We start from the raw sequence: 19,412 nt of genomic DNA, 5'->3' as shown, positions 1-19,412 counted from the left end.
GACTGGACGTGTCCGCCCTGCGCCGCTGGGGCGGGCGGTCATCGGCGCGCGGAGTCGCCGGCATGGGTGCGTCGGGGGTTGAAGACGGCTCGTACGGCAGCTTCGTCGCCCTCGATGTCGACGAGCCCAAGGGTGTCGTCGAGGGTGAGCGGACCCGCTGCCAGGCCGAGAACGATCGAGGCGTCAGCGCGCACGACGGCATCGAGATCGCGACCATCGTGCCGGCTCACCTCTGTGCCCGAGCGCGTCGTCCGTACCTGGAGCAGCTGGCCGTCGACCGCGATCCCCACCGTCGATGACCGGTGTGCGGTCGCCCTGCCGACGAGCAGAGCCCGGAGGGCGACGACGAGCCATTCGGGGTGGAAGCGGTCGCCGCCCGGCCCGCGCGCCATGAGCGGCGTGGACCAGCGGATGAGGCCCTCGATCGGCTCCCGCAGCTCGGCGCCCCATGGGGTGAGCGCGTACATGACGGCGTTGCCCTCCTCGGCCAACCGCCGCTCGACCACTCCTGCGGTCTCCAGGTCGCGGAGCCGGTCGGCGAGCAGGTTCGTGGCCACGCCAGGCAGCCCATCGAGCAGCTCCCGGTAGCGGGCGGGAGCCATCAGGAGCTGGCGGACGATGAGCAGAGGACAGCGAACGGGACCCAGCCGTACTCGCAGATCGCATCGGCACGCTCGCAACCGAGTTCGACGACGTGGCGTCGCGCTCGCGCTCAGCCACCGTGGATTGGCTGCAAGGCGTCCGCCTGCCGCCTTCGGCGGTGGCGTGTCACCTGCTCGAGGAATGCCTGATCCACGGCCATGACATCGCCAGAGTCACCCGGCAACCGTGGCCAGTACGGCGCCACCACGCCCTGCTCGCGGTCGAGGGCGCCGTGCTTCCGCTGATCGCGGCTCTGCCACTCACCGCGTTCGTGAACCAGGAGAAGGCCGGATCCTTCCGAGCTCGCTTCGAACTACGCCTGAGAGGAGGTGGATCCACGTCAATGATCTTCGACGACGGGTCGTTGACGCTCGGCGCGGGGCGCGCACGTGACGTTGACGCCTACATCTCTGCCGACCCCGCAGCTCTCATGCTGGTGTTCATCGGACGACAAGGGCTAGGGAAGCCGCTTCTTGGAGGCACGCTCGCCGCCTGGGGCCGTCGGCCATGGAAGCTCGCCCGCATGCTCACCGTCATCAACCCCCGTAGTCTGTTCGACATTGCGGGAAGCTTCAGCACCTTCGCCGCACGACTGCGTCGAGACGAGCAGAGTGCGAGAGCGGACGCCGGAAGGGAGAGGCGACTCCTTCATCCGCCCTCGGTCGCCGCGGTGTGCCGGATCGTCGTTGTCCGCGACACCCCGGCACAGGATGATCCGGCGCCGCCGAGTACCTGCGCCTGCCGAGCATCCGCGGAAGAAGCCCAGGCTCACCGGTAGTCGGGGTTGGGTGCGTCCAAGCGGCAGCCCGCATCCCACTCCGAGCGCTGGTTGCCGTACGCAGGAAAGCCCTCGGCACGCTTGAGCATGGCCGCCAGGCGCATCAGGTTCCAGGTCATGAAGGTGGTGTTGCGGTTGGTGAAGTTCATCGCGCGGTGCTGCACGCCGTCCTCGTTGCCGGTGATCAGACAGCCGCCGACACGGCAGTAATAGGCGTACTGGCCTTCGGAGTTGAGCAGTCCGGAGCAGCTGTACAGTCGCTCGATGACGTGCTTGGTCACCGAGCTGTTGTCGCCGAGCCACATCGGTCCGGCGAGCACCAGGATGTCCGCGGCCATCACCCGCTCGTACGGCTGACCTGCGGCGACGGCTTGAGGGTGCAGTTGATGAACAGGGCGTGAGGTCGTCAAAGCGGTACGCGTCGTCGGGGTTCGCGGCGGTCACGGCGGACTCCTTCACGTCACGCGGCATGCCGCCCGGTACAGGGCGGGTCCAGCCGCAGCTTCTCGCGAGGATCTCTGCTTGTCGCGCATTTCCTTCCATGCATCATCAATTCGTCTGATGTCGCGTGTTCTCCGCTACCACCCGAACGAGCGGCGGAGTACGCCACAGGCTGAGGACAGGAGACCGGCTGGGCCCAAGGCATGCGCACAGGCGCAGCTGCCCACCAGGTGGCGACGCGCGAGCGCCGGGGACTCGATGACCGAGCGGCTCAGCCTTGGCAATGCCGTCGGCGACCACGTCAAGGGCGTCTCGTATGCGATTCGATGTGGTTGAGCATCGCATCCAGGGCAACCTCCAACGGCCTTACCTTCCGCTGGAGTTGAGTGAGGAGGAGGCCGCCCTGGAGTGCGGCGAGGGTGGCGAGGGCGAGGTCTTCGGGGTCGCCGTCGAGTTCGCCGCGGTCGTGCATGGCCTGAAGGCCGCAGCGGATGGCGGCCTCCCAGCGCAGGAAGCCGGTGGCCGCGGCGAGCCGGGCCTCCGGGTTCGTTTCGGCGACCTCGCTGCCGAGGGAGCCGATCGGGCAGCCGCCCTGGCACTGCAGCCGCAGTTGGTATTCGACGAGGGCGTCCCGCCAGCGGTGCAGGCCGTCCATGGTGTCCAGATCTGCGAAGAGGGACTGCTGCATGTCCAGCACCGCTTCGGTCTGGTACTCGATCACTGCCAGCAGCAGTGCCTGCTTGTCGGCGAAGTAGTGGTAGATCTGCGAGCCGCTGACCCCGGCCGCGGCCCGCACGTCCTCCAGGGTCGCCTCGGTCACACCCCGCTCGTACATGAGCTGCGCGGCCGCGGCGACGATCCGGCGCCGGGTCTCCTGGCCCTTGCGGGTCAGTTTCCGCTCCGGCTGTCGTGTCTCTGCCTGGGTCCCCATGGTCGTACAGGCTATCATTTTTTGGATTGGACAACCCATTTTTCCATCGCCATTGTGGGTCACGCATCCCATTCCATGGGCAGAACCTCTGGAAGGACCCAGGCATGGAACTCAGCAACAAGCGCGCCCTCGTCACCGGCGCGACCGGCGGCATCGGCAGTGAGGCGGCCCGGCTGCTGGCCGCCCAGGGCGCCGAGGTCGTCGTCTCCGGCCGCGACGCCGGGCGCGGCGAGGCGACCGTGCGCTCGATCACGGACGCAGGGGGGCGGGCCCGGTTCGTCGCGGCCGACCTCACGGACCTGGCGTCGCTGCGGCGCCTCGCCGATGCGGCAGGTGAGGTGGACATCCTGGTCAACAACGCGGCGATCTTCCCCGGCGCGCCGACCGTTGACCAGGACGTCGACACCTTCGACACAGCGCTCGCGGCCAACGTGCGCGCGCCGTACTTCCTCACCGCGGCCCTGGCCCCCGCCATGGTCGCCAAGGGCGCCGGCAGCATCGTCAACGTCAGCACCATGGCCGCCCGGATCGGCATGCCGGGGCTGTCCGTCTACAGCGCGACCAAGGCGGCCCTGGAGTCGCTGACCCGCACCTGGGCGGCCGAGTTCAGCCCAGCCGGGGTCCGTGTGAATGCCGTCGCCCCCGGCCCGACCCGCACCGACATGGTGCTCGACACGGTGGGCGAGGAGGGCGCCGAACAGTTCGCCAAGACCACCCTCCTCGGCCGGCTCGCCACACCGCGCGAGATAGCGGAGGTGATCCTCTTCCTGGCCACGGACCGGTCCGCCTACCTCACCGGCGCCACCGTCGCCGCCGACGCCGGCCGAACCGCCGTATAGAGCCCATCGCCGTCCCCGGAGCGGCGGGCGGCCCGCCGCTCCCGGAACCGTAAGAAATTCCGGCCTCTTCGGCTCGGGGAGCGCGGCTAGCCTCGAACCATGAGTGCGGACAAGGAGTGCGGGAGGACATGAATCGGTTGCCGCTCTTCTGTGATGTCGCCATGGCGCGGCGCATCGAGCGCGTCGAGGCTCAGCTGATGGCCGCGGCGACCCAGGCCGCCTGCCTGCGCCGGGCGGACCGGGGCGGTTTCGTGATGCGGGTGGCAGGCGGAGTGGCCACGTTCGCCGAGGACGGCTCACCCTTCGACAAGATCGCCGGACTCGGATTCGACGGCACTCCCGACGCGGCCGTGCTCGACCGCATCGAGCGTGCCTTCGCCGAGCGTGGTGCTCCCGTCCAGGCCGAGGTGTCCGAGCTGGCCGACCCGGCGGTCGGCGCCCTGCTCACCGATCGCGGATACTGGCTGGCCTCGTTCGAGAACGTGCTCGGGCTCACGCTCGACGGCGGGTACGAGCGGGTGGCCTTTCCTGGAATCGAGGTCCGGGTGGGGCGCGACGACGAGTTCGAAGCGTGGCTGGATGCCGTGGTCGAGGGTTTCGCTCACCCCGACGACCAGGGGGTTCCCTCGCACGAGGAGTTTCCGCGTCACGTGCTCGCCAACGCCGAACGGGACTTCGCCGCGGCCGGCGTGGTGCACTACATCGCGCTGTGCGACGGCACCGTCGCCGGGGGCGGCAGCCTCCGCATCGCGGACGGCGTCGCACAGCTCACGGGTGCGGCGACCGCCCCCGCGTACCGCCGACGCGGCGTCCAGACCGCCCTGCTCTCGGCCCGGCTCGCCGACGCCGCTGCCGCCGGCTGCGACATCGCCGTCGTGACCACCCAACCGGGTTCCAAGTCCCAGCAGAACGTGCAGCGGCGGGGATTCCACCTGCTGTACAGCCGTTCCGTTCTGGTGAAACAGGCTCCGGCAGAAGGAGCCGTGAATCGCCGCGATGCGTCGACCACCGACCATGTGACCCGCAAGGTCCGAGGACCAGGGACCGAAACCCCGGACGCTTTGCGTGTGGTGCAGTACGACGGCTCGCGGGAGAAGCTCAGGCCGCTGTTCGAACTGGCCGAGGACTCACCGACACAACTCGACGGCTACATCGAGGACGGGCGTGTGCTCGTCGCGTTGCGAGGCACGGACATGGTCGGTCATCTGCAGCTGGTGGCAACCGACCAACCCGACATCTTCGAGATCAAGAACATGGCCGTACGGGAAGACCTTCAGCGCACCGGCGTGGGCAAGCGTCTGGTGGACTGTGCGATCGACCTGGTCGCGCGCGAGTCGGGACGACGCCTGCTGGTCGCCACCGCCGCGGCCGACATCGGCAACCTGCGCTTCTACCAGCGGCAGGGATTCCGTATGCGGACGGTCGAACGGGACGCCTTCACCCTCCGCACCGGCTACGAACCCGGCACCGTCATTGAGGGCATCGAACTACGCGACCGGGTCTGGCTCGACCACCTGCTCGATCGTCCTGCGCCCAGCTGACGCACCCGCCTGGTCGACACCGGTTGAGCGCCGTGGGCCGACGCCACCCCGTGCGACGCTCATCCGCCGCTGACCTTCCTGTTGTAGCCAAGGGCTTCCTCGATCCAGGACTTGAAGGCTTCCTCCGACTCCGTGCCGTAGGTGTCGACCACGATCCAGCCCTTGCTCATCCTGCGGCCGCGCATCTCCGGCCAGTGCGCTCCGTCACGCCCGAGCAGTTCCTCGACACGCTCGGGATCGCATCGGACCATGAGCTGTCCGTGGGTGTTGGCCGTGGCCGTGATCCTGTCGTTGACCATGAAGGAGAGGCCGCCGAACATCCTCACCTCGCGGACCTGCGCCTCCCCCGACATCGCCTCGCGGACGCGGTCTGCCAGGTCCTTGTCGTATGCCATCGTTCAGCTGCCCTCCCAGACAGCGGCAACCAGCGGAAGCTCCGGGACTGCGGTGCCCGACGACGTCGTATGCGATGCCCCGGCCGGGAGGTTCGACGGCATTGCGGCGTACCGGGAACTTCTTGACCGTTCGCCAGAGGGTTCCTCACCAAGGCCGAGATTATCGCCGCGCTCGAGGACGACAACCCCTCTCTGCTCATGTACGACACCGAGACGATCCCGGCGAAGAGCGCGCCGGTGGCGGAGTGGCCCGCCCCAGGTGGCAACCTGCCCCGGGCCGGCTCGGCACCGGAGGCGTTGTGGACCTTGACCCGCGCCCCCTCGGGCGTGGTGGGACCGGCGAGGGCCTCGGCACGAGCGGTGACCCGGCCGGGATCTCCTACACGACCCGCGCCGAGCCGGCCGGCATCCTCGCCGCCCTCGATGCGCTGCACTGAGACCCGTCTCGCGGTGAGGGCCGGAGCGGTCCGGCCCTCACCGCAGGAACGCCAGCTCCTGCACCCCGCTCAACTCGCCGCCGCTGCCGCCTCCTCGCCCTCGCGCGTCTCCTCGGCCGCCCGGGACCTGGCGTCCCGGTGATCCAGCCGGCTCAGTACCGGAACGGTCATGACCGTGGTGATCAGGGCGACGAGGACGAGCGCGGTGAACAGTTCCTCGCTGACGATGCCGGCCGCCAGTCCGATATTGAGGGCGATCAGTTGCATCAGCCCGCGGGCGTTCATCAGGGCGCCGACCCGGACGGCCACCGGGCCGGGTTCGCCGCGCAGCCGGGCGGCGGCCCAGCAGCCGCCGAACTTGCCGGCCACTGCCAGGACGACCGCGGCCGCCCCGAACGCCGTCACGGACGGGTCGGAGAACACGTCGAAGCGGGTGTTGAGGCCGGAGTAGGTGAAGAACATCGGCACGAACACGACCTGGGTCACCGACTGGGTGGTCCGTACGAGGTGTTCGGACGCCTCGCCGCGCGGCATGGCCATCCCGACGCAGAACGCCCCGAAGACGGCGTACAGGCCGATGGTGTCGGTGAACCAGGCCGCGCAGAACAGCACGGCGACGGTGAAGAGGAGGCGGGTGTCGTCGCCGAGGCCGGGCCGGGCCACGATCCACGCCAGGAGACGGCGTCCCAGCAGGAACAGGACGGTCACGAACAGCAGGGAGCCGCCGACGGCCTTCAGGACGGGCCCTGCCTCGCCTTTGGCCACGCTCAGCACCCCCGCGAGGAGGATCCACGCGACGGCGTCGTCCGTGGCTCCGGAGGCCAGAGCCAGCGAGCCGAACCGCGATCCCGCCAGCCCCCGTTCGGTGATGATCCGGGCCAGCATCGGGAACGCCGTGATCGCCAGGGCGACGCCGACGAAGGCCGCCGTCACCCACACCGAGACGCCGTCGACGAATATGCCGACGTGGCCGTGGGCCACAAGGGTGAGCACCACGCCCAGTGCCAGCGGGATCGTCACCCCGGCCGAGGAGACGGCGACAGCGGTGCCGGCCAGCCCGCGCCCGGCGTGCGTACGGAATTCGTACCCGGCGGCGAACATCAGGGCCACCAGACCGATCTGTCCGGCCACGTACAGCACCGGCTTCAGCTCGGAGGGGAAGACCTCCGCGGACAGCCCCGGGGCGAGAAGCCCGAACAGCGAGGGGCCCAGCAGCACCCCGGCGATCATCTCGCCCACCACGGGCGGCTGTCCGAAGCGGCCCGCCACCAGGACGACCAGACGGCACGTCAACAGAATCACGACGACGGCCAGGAAGAACGCGGGAGCGAGCTCCACAGGAGTCATGGACGCGTTCCTCTCAGCGACCGGCGGTGACGGAGGCGGCGGAGCCACCGGACGCGGCGGCGAAGTAGTTCCGGCACAGGCCCTGGCGCCGGGCGTCCCACACCATGTAGCTGCCGAGGACGAGTTGGGTGAGGCTGCGCGGGACCGCCGCCCAGCGGTCGGCCAGCCGCATCGCCGCGAGCCGGATCCCCTGGCGGGACTCCCCCGCGTCCGCGCGCGGGATGAACAGACAGGGGCCGCGACTGGGCAGCGACCGGGTGTGCTCCGCCGAGGACACCAGCCGGAAGCGGCGCAGGACGTCTTCGGCCGCGACCCGCATGGTGAGGACGGCGAAGCCACGCGCCGGGCAGGGCCGGTTGGCGGTGACCCCGAACGGGATGAAGGCCGAGGGCCTGGTGTCCGGGTTCAGCCAGCGATCCGGGTCGAAGGGGGCGCCGCCCGATCGCTGGTACTCCGGGTAGTTGAACAGCAGGACCGAGCCGGCCGGGATGGGCTCGCGCCCGTCCCTGGGGATCTCCGCGGAGGTGATGCGGTGGGCCACGCCGAAGAGCGGAAAGTGCTGAAGCGTCTCGTCGATCACCCGGTCCAGGAAGTCCGGATCCTCCGCACCGGCCGCCAGACGTTCCTGCACCGGCCGGTGCGTGGCAAGGGCCAGCAGCAGATGGGCCATGGCCTCCGACATCTGCACCACGGCAGTGTTGAAGAACGTCCCTTGCAGGTAGTACGCCTGCTCCCGCGGCGTGAGCGAGGAAGGCAGCGGTACGGGGGGAGGGTCGTGCGCGAGCCGGTCGCGCAGGTGGGCGGTGAGGCGGGCCCGCCGGTCCATGTGCCGCAGGCCGGTGCACTTCAGGGCGCTGACCACGTCGTCCGCGTTGCCGGTGATCAGGTCCCGGACGTGACGCGGGCACGGTGCGCGGAAGACCACCTCGTAGTAGACCTCGGCCCAGACCGGCATCATCAGGTCGCGCAGTCTGACCCGATGCACGCGCGCGTGGCCGTCGAGTCCGTCGAGCACGCGGCGGGTGCAGCGGCCGACCAGCTCCGTCCACTGTTCCCGGGAGAGCCCGGCCAGGATCTGCCGGGTGGTCCGGGCCACGTCGTCGTAGCGCGGTCCGGGCTCCAGATGCTCCTGGTGGACCTCCGGGCCGGGCGAGAGCCAGTACCAGAACAGGTCGGACAGGGCGGCGCCCCGGCTGCGGCCGTTGGCCGCCGGATGCCCGTACACCTTCTTGAACTCCTCGGCAGGCACCTCCCGTCCGGGCGCCCGGATGCCCTCCTCGCCGCCCACCCAGGCGAAGATGCGCACCCGCAGCGCGATCACGGCCCGGGGCAGCCAGTACGGCAGTGCGGCCACGAGGGCCAGGATCGCGCCGGTGACCAGCCATCCGGTGGCGGTGTTCATACGACCGCCCCGCCGCCGAATCGATGGTCTGATCCCGGAGCCACGGCAGGGCCCGGCACGGGCGCCCACGCGGGCACCCGAACCAGATCGGGCGTCAGGTCGGCGAGCCCGGACGCCCCGCACAGGGCCAGGGTGTCGTCCAGTTCGTCGCGCAGCAGCTCCAGCAGTCGCCGTACGCCTTCCTCGCCGCCCTGGGCCAGCGCCCACATCACGGGGCGGCCGATGCCCACGGCGGACGCGCCGAGCGCCAGCGCCTTGACCACGTCGGTACCGCGCCGTACGCCTCCGTCCAGCACGATGGGGATGCGGCCTGCGACGGCGGCCAGGATCTCCGGCAGCAGCTCCAACGTGGCAGGAACGGTGTCGAGTTGGCGGCCGCCGTGGTTGGACAGCAGCAGCCCGTCGGCGCCGTGCCGGACCGCGAGCCGGGCGTCCTCGGGATGCAGGACGCCCTTGAGCAGGACGGGCAGTTCCGTCACGCCTCGCAGCCAGTCGATGTGCTCCCAGTTCAGCTCGGGGGACATGGCGATCTGCCGTACGTGCCCGCGCTCGCCGTCGCGCAGGTCGACCAGGTTCTCGCAGCGCAGTCCGGGCGGTAGGTCGTGGAACCCGTTGCGCCGGTTGCGCTCGCCCGCACCCAGCACCGGGGAGTCGACCGTGACGACCAGGGCGGTGCACCCGGCGTCGACGGCCCGCCGCACCAGCGCCTCGGTGATCTCCAGATCGGGCTGGATGTAGAGCTGGAACCACAGCTGTGCGTCACTGTCCGTCGCACGGGCCGCGTCGGCGATCTCACCCACCGCCACCGTGGAGGCCATGGAGGCGATCATGATCGCTCCGGCTGCGGCCGCGGCCCGCACGGTCGCCAACTCCCCTTCCGGATAGACAAGTTTGTGAAAGGCGGTGGGAGAGAGCAGGACGGGCATGCGGGCCCGGCTGCCCAGCAGGGTGATGTCCAGGTCCCGTACGGCACTCCCCCGCAGCACCCGGGGCAGCAGCTGCAGCCGCCCGAAAGCCGCCTCGTTGGCCCGCACGGTGATCTCGTCGCGTGCCCCGCCGGCGATGAAGTCGACGTGGACGGGATCGAGTTTGTCGCGCGCGGCGGCCTCGAAGTCATGAACGGTGTGCTGCACGCCGCTCACCGCCCCGCGGGGCTCGGCCGGCGATCCAGCTCACGGGCGAAGAACTCGGCGAGTGGCGCGTGGTGGACCTCAGGATGGTCCCACTCGTTCTCCAGGTTCTCGGCCATGTGGTGCATGCCCAGCAGCTCACCGTCCCGGAAGTGGCGGATCACCGGGTGCAGGTACGCGGCGTCGAGGGCGGTGTCGACCGAGTTCTGGGCGGTGCGACGTACCGTGATGTCGAAGGGGTCGACCTTGTCGTGGTCGGGGCCGTACTCCAGAGTGACGGTGAAGTAGTCACCATTCGCGGCGAGTTGGCTCTCGTGGGCGTAGGCGATCGGAACTTCCTCGTGGAGGTGGGCCGGTTTGCCGGGCGGCGTGACGATCAGGTCGCCGATCACACCGAACTGCTGCCAGAGCGCCGAGCTGCGGTTGACCCTGGCCATCACGGCGTCCGCCAGCGCGGCCGGAGTCGCCTCCAGCGGTTGGTGCGGCCATGGCCGGTCGTGGTGGCGCTCGTCGAGGATGCGGCTCAACGCCCGGACGGCGTAACGGAATCCGTGGATGAAGCCGCCGGTGGACTTCTTGAAGTCACGCTGCTGCATCAGGGTGCCGGCGAAGTACAGGCCGGGCACGTTCACCGACTCGTACGCCGGAGTCAGGGCGGCGAACCGGTCGTCGATGACAAGCTCGGGCCGGCACTCCGGGTCGAACACCGAGGCGTCGAAACGGAATCCCGTGCAGACGATCACCCGGTCGTAGCGCAGCTCCTTCACGACCTCATCGGCCCGGGAGAAGCTGAAGCGAACGCGATAGCCGGCCTCGGGGTCCTTGTCGATCGACAGCACCTGGCCGTCCAACAGAGCGTTCTGAGACTTGAGTTGATAGGTGTCGAGGAAGTTGTTGTTGACCGCGCGCAGATGGCCGACGTAGTGGCTGTTCCATGCCATCCGTATCGAATGCGGCCCGGCGACATGAATCACCGCCGCGGTCTCGACAAGGTTGTCCGCGGTCTCCAGGGCGGAATTGCCCTTGCCGATGACCAGGACACGCCGGTCGGTGAAGTCTTCGGGGTCCATGGATACGACGGAGTAGTCCTCGGCGGTCCCGATGCCAGGGATGTCGGGTGTGTGGGGCCGGGTCAGTCCGGTGGCCATCACCAGACGGCGGGCGCGGTGTCCCTGCCCGTGCTGGTCAGTGACGGTGTAGCCATCGGCATCGCGCCGGATCCGCTCGACCCGGGTGTCGTAGGCGATGTCCAGTTTGAACGCCTCGGCGAAGTCGGCCAGATAGCGCACCAGATCGTCGGCGTGCGGGAAGTAACGCTTGCTGTAGCGGGTGAACAGCAGCCGGTCGTCCGGGGACAACAGGGAGTTCCAGTCCATCCGGAGATTCAGCTCGGGATCATCGGTGCCGTTGTGCACCTTGTTGATCGAGATCAGCGTGCGGTGGCGGGGGAAGGTACGGAAGAACGTGCCGGGAGCGTGACCGCTCTCGAGGATCCGGTATCCGTGCCCTGCCGCCTGGAGTAACTGCCCGAGCTGGAGCCCTGCCGGACCGGCGCCGACGACAAGATAATCGAGAGGCTCGCTGTGCATGGAGTGCATGGATCTCTCCTTCTGCTCCAGGCTGCTTCGGGCGAAGACGTGCCTGAAGGCTGGCGGGGGGTGAGAAATGGAGAGTGCGGTTCACAGGTGTGGGGAGCGGTCCGGGAAACAGCCGCAGGCAGTGGCACGCGGGGACGGCACAACCGGGCACCATGCCAGGGACATGACTGACCCCTCCGTCGTTTTTTCCTTTGAAACCTCAATCAGCACGCTAGTGACGAGCGACAGCCAGGGGCAACAACGCCTCAAGGGATGACAGGAATTCGACAGGTGTCGCCCTGCACGCCGCGCGCAACGCCGACGACGCGGTCATGGTCCACTGCAGGGACCCGGCGCCGGCCCGACGCAGGCCGCACCACCACACGCACCGACCAGGGGTCCTCACCTTCTTCCGGCAACGGCCTTGACACCTTCGCCATGACCGGTTGCGACTCCTCCGTTATGGCCGTGCTCTTCTCCCACACCACCATTCAACTGAGCGGGAAGGCCGCGGACGCAGCCCGTGCCCATAGCGTGCCCATAAGACCGGTAAACCACGGTCAACAGCGGTGCGATCCCGCCCTCTCGGACCTCATGCCGGGACACATACGCCCAGGTCAGAAACCATCCGTCCGCGCGAGCGCCGCCGCTTCCCAAGTTGAGAGCGCCAACTGAAGCAGATGAGCTAGTTTGCGTCGCCTCACGCGCCACAGATGAGTACTCGCGCCTCGCACGTGTCGGGTTCCGGTGCAGGGCGGCGGGACTAATCGCTGATATCAACTCCCCTTCAAATGAGAGGGGTTTCACGGGATGAGACAGGCAATACGGACTTCCCGCGCGCCCCGTCAATCGCGCCATCCTCTAAATCCTCCCAACGGCCGCTCCGTCACAGGGACTTGTTGGGATGAAACAGGCTCTGCGGATGAAAAAGACCTCTTAGTTCGGTGACCCGCGTCACACCTGGCTCCTGTCAGCAATCGGGGCGCCGTCTCGTTCAAGGGGCACACGAACGAGACAGGAGCAACGCCATGAAGCACCGCATCGTCGTACTCGGCGCCGGATACGCCGGGGCCTTCGCCGCCGGAAACCTGGCCCGCCGACTCTCCCCCGCCGACACCGAGATCACGGTCGTCAACGCCGTACCCGACTTCGTCGAGCGGATGCGGCTCCACCAGCTCGCGATCGGCCAGGACCTCGCGTTCCGGGGGCTCGCCGACGTATTCGCGGGCACCGGGGTGCTGCTGCGCGTGGCGCGCGTCACCGGCGTCGACCCCGAGCGCAGGACCGTCGCCGTGACCGGCGAGGACGGCGACGGCGTGCTCGCGTACGACACGCTTCTCTACGCGCTCGGCAGCTCTGTAGCCCACCATGGCGTTCCCGGCGTGGCCGAGTATGCCTTCGATGTGACCGGCCGGTCCTCGGCGCTGCGTCTGCGCGAGCGCCTGGCCGGCCTGAGCGAGGGCGGCACCGTGCTGGTCGTCGGTGAGGGGCTGACCGGCATCGAGACCGCCACCGAGTTCGCCGAGTCCCGGCCCGATCTCTCGCTCGTGCTCGCCGCCCGCGGCGAGCTGGGCGCCTGGCTCTCCCCGAAGGCCCGCCGTCACCTGCGCCAGGCCTTCGACCGGCTCGGCATCACCGTCCACGAGCACACCGGCATCGAAGCCGTCGAGCCGACACGGGCGATCGCCGCCGACAGTACGTCCATCCCGGCCGACGTGACCGTGTGGTCGGCCGGGTTCGCCGTGCACCCCATCGCGGCCGCCAGCGGCCTGGAGGTCGCCGAGACCGGCCAGATCGTCGTCGACCGCACCATGCGCTCGGTCTCGCACCCGGACGTCTATGCCGCCGGTGACTGCGCCTACGCGATCGGCGAGAACGGCCGGCCGCTGCCGATGTCCTGCGCCTCGGCCGGCTACACCAATATGCAGGCGACCGCCGCGATCATCGCGCGCCTGACGGGCAGCGAGGTCCCGACCACCGGGCTGAAGTACCACGGCAACCACATCAGCCTCGGGCGGCGGGACGCGATCTTCCAGATGGTGGACGGGGACGTCCGGTCGAAGTCCTGGTACCTGGGCGGCCGGACCGCCGCTCGGCTCAAGTCGGGCGTGCTCAAGGGGGCCGGGTGGAGCATCGTCCACCCGACCTTCGGCATGCCGAAGCGCAGGCGCCGCCTGGCCACCGCGCCTGACCGAGCCGGTGTGAGGGCCGCCGCATAGGCTGCTCCGCATGGACAGCGCAGCCATCGATCGGTTCGAGGCCAGCCGGGGCCGGCTGGCCTCGCTCGCGTACCGTCTGCTCGGCTCGGCCACCGACGCCGAGGACGCCCTGCAGGACACGTTCCTGCGCTGGCAGGCCGCGGACCGGAAACATATCGAGGTGCCGGAGGCGTGGCTGACCAAGGTCGCCACCAATCTCTGCCTCGACCGGCTCCGCTCGGCGCAGGCACGCCATGAACGGGCAGCCGGTGCCTGGCTGCCCGAGCCACTCCTTGAGGGTGACCCGATGCTCGGCCCTGCCGAAACCTTCGAGCAGCGCGAATCGGTGTCCTTGGCCGTACTGACCCTCATGGAGCGCCTCTCGCCGGTCGAGCGGGCCGCGTACGTCCTGCGCGAGGCCTTCTCCTACCCCCACACCGAGATCGCCGGGATCCTCGACATCACCGAGTCCGCGAGCCAACAACATGTCCACCGGGCCCGGATCCGGATCACCGCCGAGCGCCGCGGCGGCGACGAGGTGGACCCCGTGTCCGCGCGCCGGGTCGTCGAGGAGTTCCTCGCCGCCGCCACGTCGGGGCGCACCGAACGGCTGGTAGCGCTGCTCACCGACGACGCGACCGCGGTCTCGGACGGCTACGGACTGGCCAGGCGGCTGCTGCGGTACAAGACGCGCGAGCGCATCGCCTCCTACGTGCGGGCCGGCTTCAAGCCCACGCCGGCGAAGCGGCGGCTGGCCGGCGGCTCCCCCGCGTTCCACTTCGTGCTGGTCAACGGCTCCCCGGCCGTCCTCGCCGTGACCGACGACCGGGTCGTGGGCGCCATGGCGTTCGAAGTCAGCGACGGCAAGGTCGCGTCATTGCTCGGCATCGCCGCCGCAGACCGGCTCGCGCACCTCAACAAAGCCTGGCGGCAGCACGAACCCGACGCGCCGGTCATCAACGCATGGTGACCAGAGCCACCGGAATCCAGTGACCTGAGTCGGAGCGAGGACGGCACCCCCTTCGGCCCCCGCGCTCCACAGCAGCACGGGGCCGAAGCACGTCGGTCTCCCGAATCAGACTCGGCCATGCAGTTCGGATTCCCGATGGCCAACTACGAATCGTCACGGAGAGCTGACCAGGGCGGATCTATGGGCCCCTGGCAACCGATCGCTCGAAGTCACATCAACCACATGCCGAGGTGGCCAGGTGGAGGGCGAGAACGGCCTTCACGATGTCGGTGATGCGGGTGGTGCTGCAGCGGAGCTCCCGCAGCAGGCGCCGCTGCTTGAGGGTGGCCATGGCCTGCTCGCCGACGGCGCGTATCTTCGCAGGGGAGACCGCGTATCTTCGCAGGGGAGACGTTGACGGTCCGCCGGCCGGCCGACAGCTTGTCCCACCGCCCGCGGTAGGCAACGCGGACTGTGCCTCCCACGCCCCGGTAGCCCTTGTCGGCCCAGCGGTGGATGCCCGCGTGGGTCAGGGCGTCGATGATGCCGTGGGTGCGGGCGGCCTTGATGTCGTGAACTGCGCCGGGCAGGGCAGCTGAGGCCCACAGCAGCTGACCGAACGGTTCGGCCAGGACCTCCGAGTTCATGCCGTGCTTCTTGTGTTTGATGCCCGAGTAGTAGGGGCGGTCGGCGGCGATCCGGTCGACGGACAGCAGGGTGCCATCCAAGATTACGAACGCCTTGGCCCTGCCCGCGCTGGCGGCCTGCTGGAGCGTGGGTACGACGACGGAATCGTGTATCTGGAGGGAGCCGTCCCAGCACGGTCCCAGCATGGGCTCCATCCCAGCACCATGCAGCTCAGGCCCCCTGGTCACCCCTACGCCGCTTGCGTGCAGGTAGCCGGAGTTGCGTCCTTCAGGTGCCTCGTACCACCACCCGCCTGCGCGGCATCACCACGAATCCAGTGCCGTCGTCACGGTGCGTTCGACGATCTCAAGGACGGAGCGGAGGCTGCTGCCGGACCCGGCCGATCAACAGGGGTTGCGTTGGCTTCATGCTCTCAGGAAGGCACCCAGTGCCACAGTGAGAGCGGCAGCGCCGTAGGCCCATGCCTGCAGAGGGAATCCGGGCAACAGCCGCCCGGCGAGGTAGAGGACCGTGCCGGCGAGCGTGACGGACAGCCACTCCCAGCGGCCGTCCAGAGCTGCGAGGGCGATGACCAACAGGGAGTACCAGGGGTAGTTGGGCGAGAACAGCAGCAGAGCCGTGCCGGTCACAAGGAGGGCACCGCGCCAGGGGCGTGTGGGGTCGCCGCGCCACCATACGAACAGGGCCGTCAGCGCGAGCAGGACAACAGCGGCGATTCCGGCGGCCGAGTCCGGCAGGATCAGCCGTAGCAAGGCGAAGCGGCGTACGTTGCCGGGTTCGTAGCCCTCTTCGTTCAGGTAGCCGGGGAGATAGCCGAGGACGCTGGTGCCGGAGGCCAGGACGTAGGGCAGGTAGGAGAGCGCGACCGCGCCCAGGACAGCTGCCGCCACGCTCCCGATGCGTCGCGCGCTGCGCTGTCCGGACAGGGCGCCGGGTAGCGCCAGCACGGGCAGCAGTTTGACCGCGATGGCCGCGCCGAGCAGGGCGCCGCGACGCGCCCCGGCGGCGGTGCCGAGTGCCAGCACGGTGAGCAGGACGCCGAGGGTGTCGATGTGGGCGTTGTTGACGGCCTCGAAGGGGACGGCCGGGCACCAGCCCCACAGTGCGGCCCGGGCGGGGGCCCCTTGCGGGTCGCCGCGTCGTCGCAGGACGGCGAGCAGGGCGACGGTGGTGCCGAACGCCAGTACCGCGCCGCCCACTTGGAGCGGCTTGTGACGAGTGCCCGGTGGCGAGAGGGTGTGGACGGCGAAGAACCAGCCCTCCGCGACGGGCGGGTAGATCGTCGGCACGGTGGGCCGGTTGATGCGGACGCACGCGCCACTGTCGGTGCGCCTCAGTCCCCAGCCGTCGCAGGCTCCACGGGTGGGAAAGAGCCACTCGTCCCGCAGATGGGCGAGTTGGGGGGCGGCCGGCGGGTGGGCGTAGGGGGAGATACCTGCGGCCTGCACGCGGCCGTCCCAGGCGTAGCGGTACATGTCGTCGCTGGTGCGGGGCGGTGCCGCCAGGCCGGAAAGTGCGACGGCGGCCGAGCCCGCGAGCACCAGGAAGGTCGCGGCGCGCGCGGGGACCTTGCGTACGGCCCAGACCCCGGCGGCGAACAGTGCCCAGGCGATGGCGTATCCCACGAGCAGGCGGCCCGGGTCGCTCTGGTTGTCGCCGGCGTGGAGGGTGCCGATGACAACTACGCTGAGCGCGACGAGCACCGCCACGACCAGGGTGGTACGCGTAAGACCGGCGCGGCGGTTCATCGGCTCTGCGGGGTGGTCGGGCAACGGCTCAGCGGGCCAGGGAACCGACCAACGCGTTGCGGCGCTGTCGGTCATGAGTGGTGGGGCCTTTCGATGATCGGGTGCTGCGCGTCGAGGTGATTCGCCCGTCGGCGGCGCAGCTCGACGAACGGGCGTCCCCCGGCCGTCCACCTGCCGGCCGGGATCCAGTCGGCGGAGTCTGCGGCGTTCAGGAGCGCGGTGGTGCCGAGCCTGGCCCAGGGGAAGGGCCGCCCGTGGTGACCGTGGGCGTCCTCGACGCGCACGATGAGGCGCTCGTCCATGTCCTCTGGGGCGGCTTCGGCCAGCAGGAGCCCGCCGGGGGCGATGAGTTCGCGCATGCGGCGCAGCAGGGCGACGGGATCGCCGCCGATGCCGATATTGCCGTCCATCAGCAGCGCGGTGCCCCAGCGGCCTTCGCCCGGGAGGCGGTCGAAGGCTGACCGTTGGATGGCGGCGCCGCCACTGTGCCGGGTGCGCTTCACGGCGTCCCGGCTGAGGTCCACGCCCAACGCCGGTACGCCGCGGGCGGCCAGTGCGGCCACCATGCGTCCCGGTCCGCAACCCACGTCCAGAACAGAGCCCGTACATCGGCGCAGCACGCTCGTGTCCGCCGTGTCGGGAGGTGCACACCAGCGCTCCACGTCCAACTGCAGCACGTGCTCCTCGCCGAAGCCGTCGGGGCGATCAGGGTGTGACAGACGACGCAAGAACAGCGGGCCGCGTCCGGTGCGCAGAGCGTTGCCATAGGGATCGTTGATCCACGGGGTGCCCGGTTCCACGGGCACGGTGGGGTGGACGGGGAGCGTCGGCATGTGATTCCTGGCCATGACGACCGTCGGGCTCTCCGCCCGGGGCTCCGCCATGGCGGGCTCCGGCCGCTCGGCCACGGCGAAGTCGATGTCGACCGCCGTCCCGCTCATCGGATCACCTCTGCCATCGAGTTGAGGACCGCGGCGAAGCGAGAGCCCCGTGCACAGCAGGCGGCGACCGCTGCGGCGTCGGCTGCGGTGTCCACGTCGCGCAGTACCGGCAGGTCGGTCACGGCCAGCCCTGCCTCGGCCAGGCGGATGCGCTGGATCGCGCCCGTACGGTCCGTCGACATCGGCACCCCACGGACCAGGGCACCGGCCCGGGCGGGATCGGCGAGGCCCAGCGCCCAGAAGCCGCCGTCCACGGCCGGACCGAACCAGGCATCGCGGCCGTCCCGGCCGACGTCGGCGATCATGTCGGCGGTCAGCTGCGGGGTGTCCATGCCGACCAGGAGCGTCGGGCCGTCACAGTGGGCGAAAGCGGCGGCGATCCGCTCGTCCAGGTCGCCGGGGCTCTGGGGTACGACGTCGTAGCCGGGTGGCAGCCAGGGGCCAGGGGTGCCGTCGAGAGCAAGGACGCGACGGCGTGCGGGGGCTTGCAGCAGGGTGTGGAGCGTGTCGGTAAGGGCGGTCTCGGCCAGGGTGGCCGCTTCCTGGGGTGTGTAGGGCGGGGTGAGCCGGGTCTTGACGCGGCCGGGCACGGGTTCCTTGGCGATCACCAATAGGGTCACTGGAGGCCGGGTGTTCATCGTCCGCCTCCCCGCACGCCAGCGACGGCGGTCGTGGTGGCGGGCGTCTCGGCGAGCACGGCACGCATGTCGTGTACCGCCTGCCAAGTGCCTCGCCAGGTGCCGGTGACCTTGGAGCGGCCGGTGCGCGGGTGGTACGGCACGTCCGTCTCGCGCACCCGCCAGCCGGCGTCGGCTCCGCGCACCACCATCTGCAGCGCGTAGCCGGACCGCCGGTCGGTCAGGTCCAGGGCGAGCAGGGCCTCGCGGCGGACGGCGCGCATCGGGCCGAGGTCGTGCAGGCGCACCCCGGTGCGTCTGCGGATGAGCCGGGCCAGCTCCACGTTGGCCAGGCGGGCGTGCACAGGCCATGCCTTGGGGGACGTGGGGCGCCGCCGGCCCAGCACCAGATCGGCGGTGCCGCCCAGCACGGGTGCGGCGATGTCCGGCAGCAGGGCGGGGTCGAGGGAGGCGTCGCAGTCGCAGAAGCAGACGACGTCGGCGGTGGCGGCCATCAGGCCGGCGTGGCAGGCGGCGCCGAACCCGCGCACCGGCTCGGTCACCACGTGGGCGCCGAGTGCGCGGGCGATGTCCGCCGAGCCGTCGCTGGAGCCGTTGTCGACCACGATGGCGCGCCAGCCGGGCGGGATCCGGTCGAGCACCCACGGCAGGGCCTCGGCCTCGTCCAGACAGGGCAGCACCACATCGACCCGGGCGGGAGAAGAGGGGGAAGTCTCGATCACCCCACTCACCCTACGAATACAAAAGGGACGTAAGGGACTTGGCGTCCTTACAGATCTCTGACGTCGGCGGCAGTACTTACGGATCTCTGACCTCCGCCACCACTCCTC

General features: G+C 69.9%; 18 protein-coding genes and 1 pseudogene. 6 read left to right on the top strand and 13 right to left on the bottom strand.

The features are described 5' to 3' along the window. Positions 1–38: 38 nt before the first annotated feature. A complete protein-coding gene (locus tag P2Q00_RS41995) occupies positions 39–680 on the bottom strand; it encodes a winged helix-turn-helix transcriptional regulator (RefSeq protein ID WP_275779991.1) in 642 nt (213 codons plus the stop codon). Between the two features lie 41 nt (positions 681–721). Between P2Q00_RS41995 and P2Q00_RS41990 the strand changes: the two genes are divergently transcribed. Continuing rightward, complete coding sequence (locus tag P2Q00_RS41990) at positions 722–1,420, top strand: hypothetical protein (protein ID WP_275779990.1); 699 nt, start codon at positions 722–724, stop codon at positions 1,418–1,420. Here P2Q00_RS41990 and P2Q00_RS41985 read toward each other — a convergent pair. Further along, positions 1,411–1,758, bottom strand: a complete 348-nt coding sequence (locus tag P2Q00_RS41985) for a flavodoxin family protein (protein ID WP_425579659.1) — start codon at positions 1,756–1,758, stop codon at positions 1,411–1,413. The two genes, P2Q00_RS41990 and P2Q00_RS41985, sit on opposite strands and share 10 nt — an antisense overlap. A 404-nt stretch (positions 1,759–2,162) precedes the next feature. Continuing rightward, the gene (locus P2Q00_RS41980; protein WP_275779989.1) at positions 2,163–2,792 is read right to left on the bottom strand and encodes a TetR/AcrR family transcriptional regulator; all 630 of its coding nucleotides are present in this window, start codon (positions 2,790–2,792) and stop codon (positions 2,163–2,165) included. A gap of 104 nt (positions 2,793–2,896) precedes the next feature. Here P2Q00_RS41980 and P2Q00_RS41975 point away from each other — a divergent pair, with 104 nt between their 5' ends. Together P2Q00_RS41975 and P2Q00_RS41970 are read left to right on the top strand one after the other, a co-directional pair. Beyond that, complete coding sequence (locus tag P2Q00_RS41975; RefSeq protein ID WP_275779987.1) at positions 2,897–3,631, top strand: SDR family NAD(P)-dependent oxidoreductase; 735 nt, start codon at positions 2,897–2,899, stop codon at positions 3,629–3,631. A gap of 128 nt (positions 3,632–3,759) precedes the next feature. Further along, positions 3,760–5,172 (top strand): GNAT family N-acetyltransferase, encoded by a 1,413-nt coding sequence (locus P2Q00_RS41970; protein ID WP_275779985.1) that lies wholly within the window; start codon positions 3,760–3,762, stop codon positions 5,170–5,172. Between the two features lie 59 nt (positions 5,173–5,231). Here the strand turns inward: P2Q00_RS41970 and P2Q00_RS41965 are convergent, their stop codons facing one another. Further along, entirely contained in the window at positions 5,232–5,567 is a 336-nt protein-coding gene (locus P2Q00_RS41965; protein WP_275779984.1) for a TfoX/Sxy family protein, read from the bottom strand. Between the two features lie 299 nt (positions 5,568–5,866). On the opposite strand from P2Q00_RS41965, the gene P2Q00_RS41960 reads away from it, so the two are divergent. Next, positions 5,867–6,004 (top strand): hypothetical protein, encoded by a 138-nt coding sequence (locus tag P2Q00_RS41960; RefSeq protein WP_275780078.1) that lies wholly within the window; start codon positions 5,867–5,869, stop codon positions 6,002–6,004. Positions 6,005–6,073: 69 nt separating this feature from the next. Here P2Q00_RS41960 and P2Q00_RS41955 read toward each other — a convergent pair whose 3' ends face one another. The 4 genes from P2Q00_RS41955 to P2Q00_RS41940 are packed head-to-tail and all read right to left on the bottom strand — an operon-like array spanning position 6,074 to position 11,481. Beyond that, positions 6,074–7,351: a cation:proton antiporter gene (locus P2Q00_RS41955; RefSeq protein ID WP_275779983.1), complete on the bottom strand. Its 1,278-nt coding sequence runs from the start codon at positions 7,349–7,351 to the stop codon at positions 6,074–6,076. A 13-nt stretch (positions 7,352–7,364) separates the two neighbouring features. Then, complete coding sequence (locus P2Q00_RS41950) at positions 7,365–8,753, bottom strand: cytochrome P450 (RefSeq protein ID WP_275779981.1); 1,389 nt, start codon at positions 8,751–8,753, stop codon at positions 7,365–7,367. Then, entirely contained in the window at positions 8,750–9,886 is a 1,137-nt protein-coding gene (locus P2Q00_RS41945) for an alpha-hydroxy acid oxidase (protein ID WP_275779980.1), read from the bottom strand. Before P2Q00_RS41945 ends, P2Q00_RS41950 begins: the two co-directional genes overlap by 4 nt. Positions 9,887–9,891: 5 nt before the next feature. Continuing rightward, entirely contained in the window at positions 9,892–11,481 is a 1,590-nt protein-coding gene (locus tag P2Q00_RS41940; RefSeq protein ID WP_275779979.1) for an NAD(P)-binding domain-containing protein, read from the bottom strand. A 1,007-nt stretch (positions 11,482–12,488) separates the two neighbouring features. On the opposite strand from P2Q00_RS41940, the gene P2Q00_RS41935 reads away from it, so the two are divergent. Together P2Q00_RS41935 and P2Q00_RS41930 are read left to right on the top strand one after the other, a co-directional pair. Next, positions 12,489–13,679, top strand: a complete 1,191-nt coding sequence (locus tag P2Q00_RS41935) for an NAD(P)/FAD-dependent oxidoreductase (protein WP_275779978.1) — start codon at positions 12,489–12,491, stop codon at positions 13,677–13,679. A 10-nt stretch (positions 13,680–13,689) separates the two neighbouring features. Beyond that, a complete protein-coding gene (locus P2Q00_RS41930) occupies positions 13,690–14,628 on the top strand; it encodes a sigma-70 family RNA polymerase sigma factor (protein WP_275779976.1) in 939 nt (312 codons plus the stop codon). Positions 14,629–14,842: 214 nt separating this feature from the next. Here the strand turns inward: P2Q00_RS41930 and P2Q00_RS41925 are convergent. From P2Q00_RS41925 to P2Q00_RS41905, 5 genes and pseudogenes are all read right to left on the bottom strand, one after another. Further along, a pseudogene (locus P2Q00_RS41925) lies at positions 14,843–15,398 on the bottom strand (transposase family protein); the annotation flags it as partial. Positions 15,399–15,659: 261 nt separating this feature from the next. After that, positions 15,660–17,078, bottom strand: coding sequence for a glycosyltransferase family 87 protein (locus tag P2Q00_RS41920; protein ID WP_425579658.1), 1,419 nt, complete (start codon positions 17,076–17,078; stop codon positions 15,660–15,662). Next, complete coding sequence (locus tag P2Q00_RS41915; RefSeq protein WP_425579657.1) at positions 17,075–17,944, bottom strand: class I SAM-dependent methyltransferase; 870 nt, start codon at positions 17,942–17,944, stop codon at positions 17,075–17,077. Before P2Q00_RS41915 ends, P2Q00_RS41920 begins: the two co-directional genes overlap by 4 nt. Further along, positions 17,941–18,582 carry a TIGR04282 family arsenosugar biosynthesis glycosyltransferase gene (locus P2Q00_RS41910; RefSeq protein ID WP_275779974.1) on the bottom strand — a complete coding sequence of 214 codons (642 nt, stop codon included), beginning with the start codon at positions 18,580–18,582 and terminating at the stop codon, positions 17,941–17,943. Before P2Q00_RS41910 ends, P2Q00_RS41915 begins: the two co-directional genes overlap by 4 nt. Beyond that, positions 18,579–19,304 (bottom strand): glycosyltransferase family 2 protein, encoded by a 726-nt coding sequence (locus P2Q00_RS41905; protein ID WP_275779972.1) that lies wholly within the window; start codon positions 19,302–19,304, stop codon positions 18,579–18,581. Before P2Q00_RS41905 ends, P2Q00_RS41910 begins: the two co-directional genes overlap by 4 nt. Between the last annotated feature and the right edge of the window lie 108 nt (positions 19,305–19,412).

Source organism: Streptomyces coacervatus (assembly GCF_029223485.1).
In the GTDB taxonomy this organism is placed as follows: Bacteria; Actinomycetota; Actinomycetes; order Streptomycetales; family Streptomycetaceae; genus Streptomyces; species Streptomyces coacervatus.
This window is presented reverse-complemented; position numbering and strand designations above follow the sequence as displayed.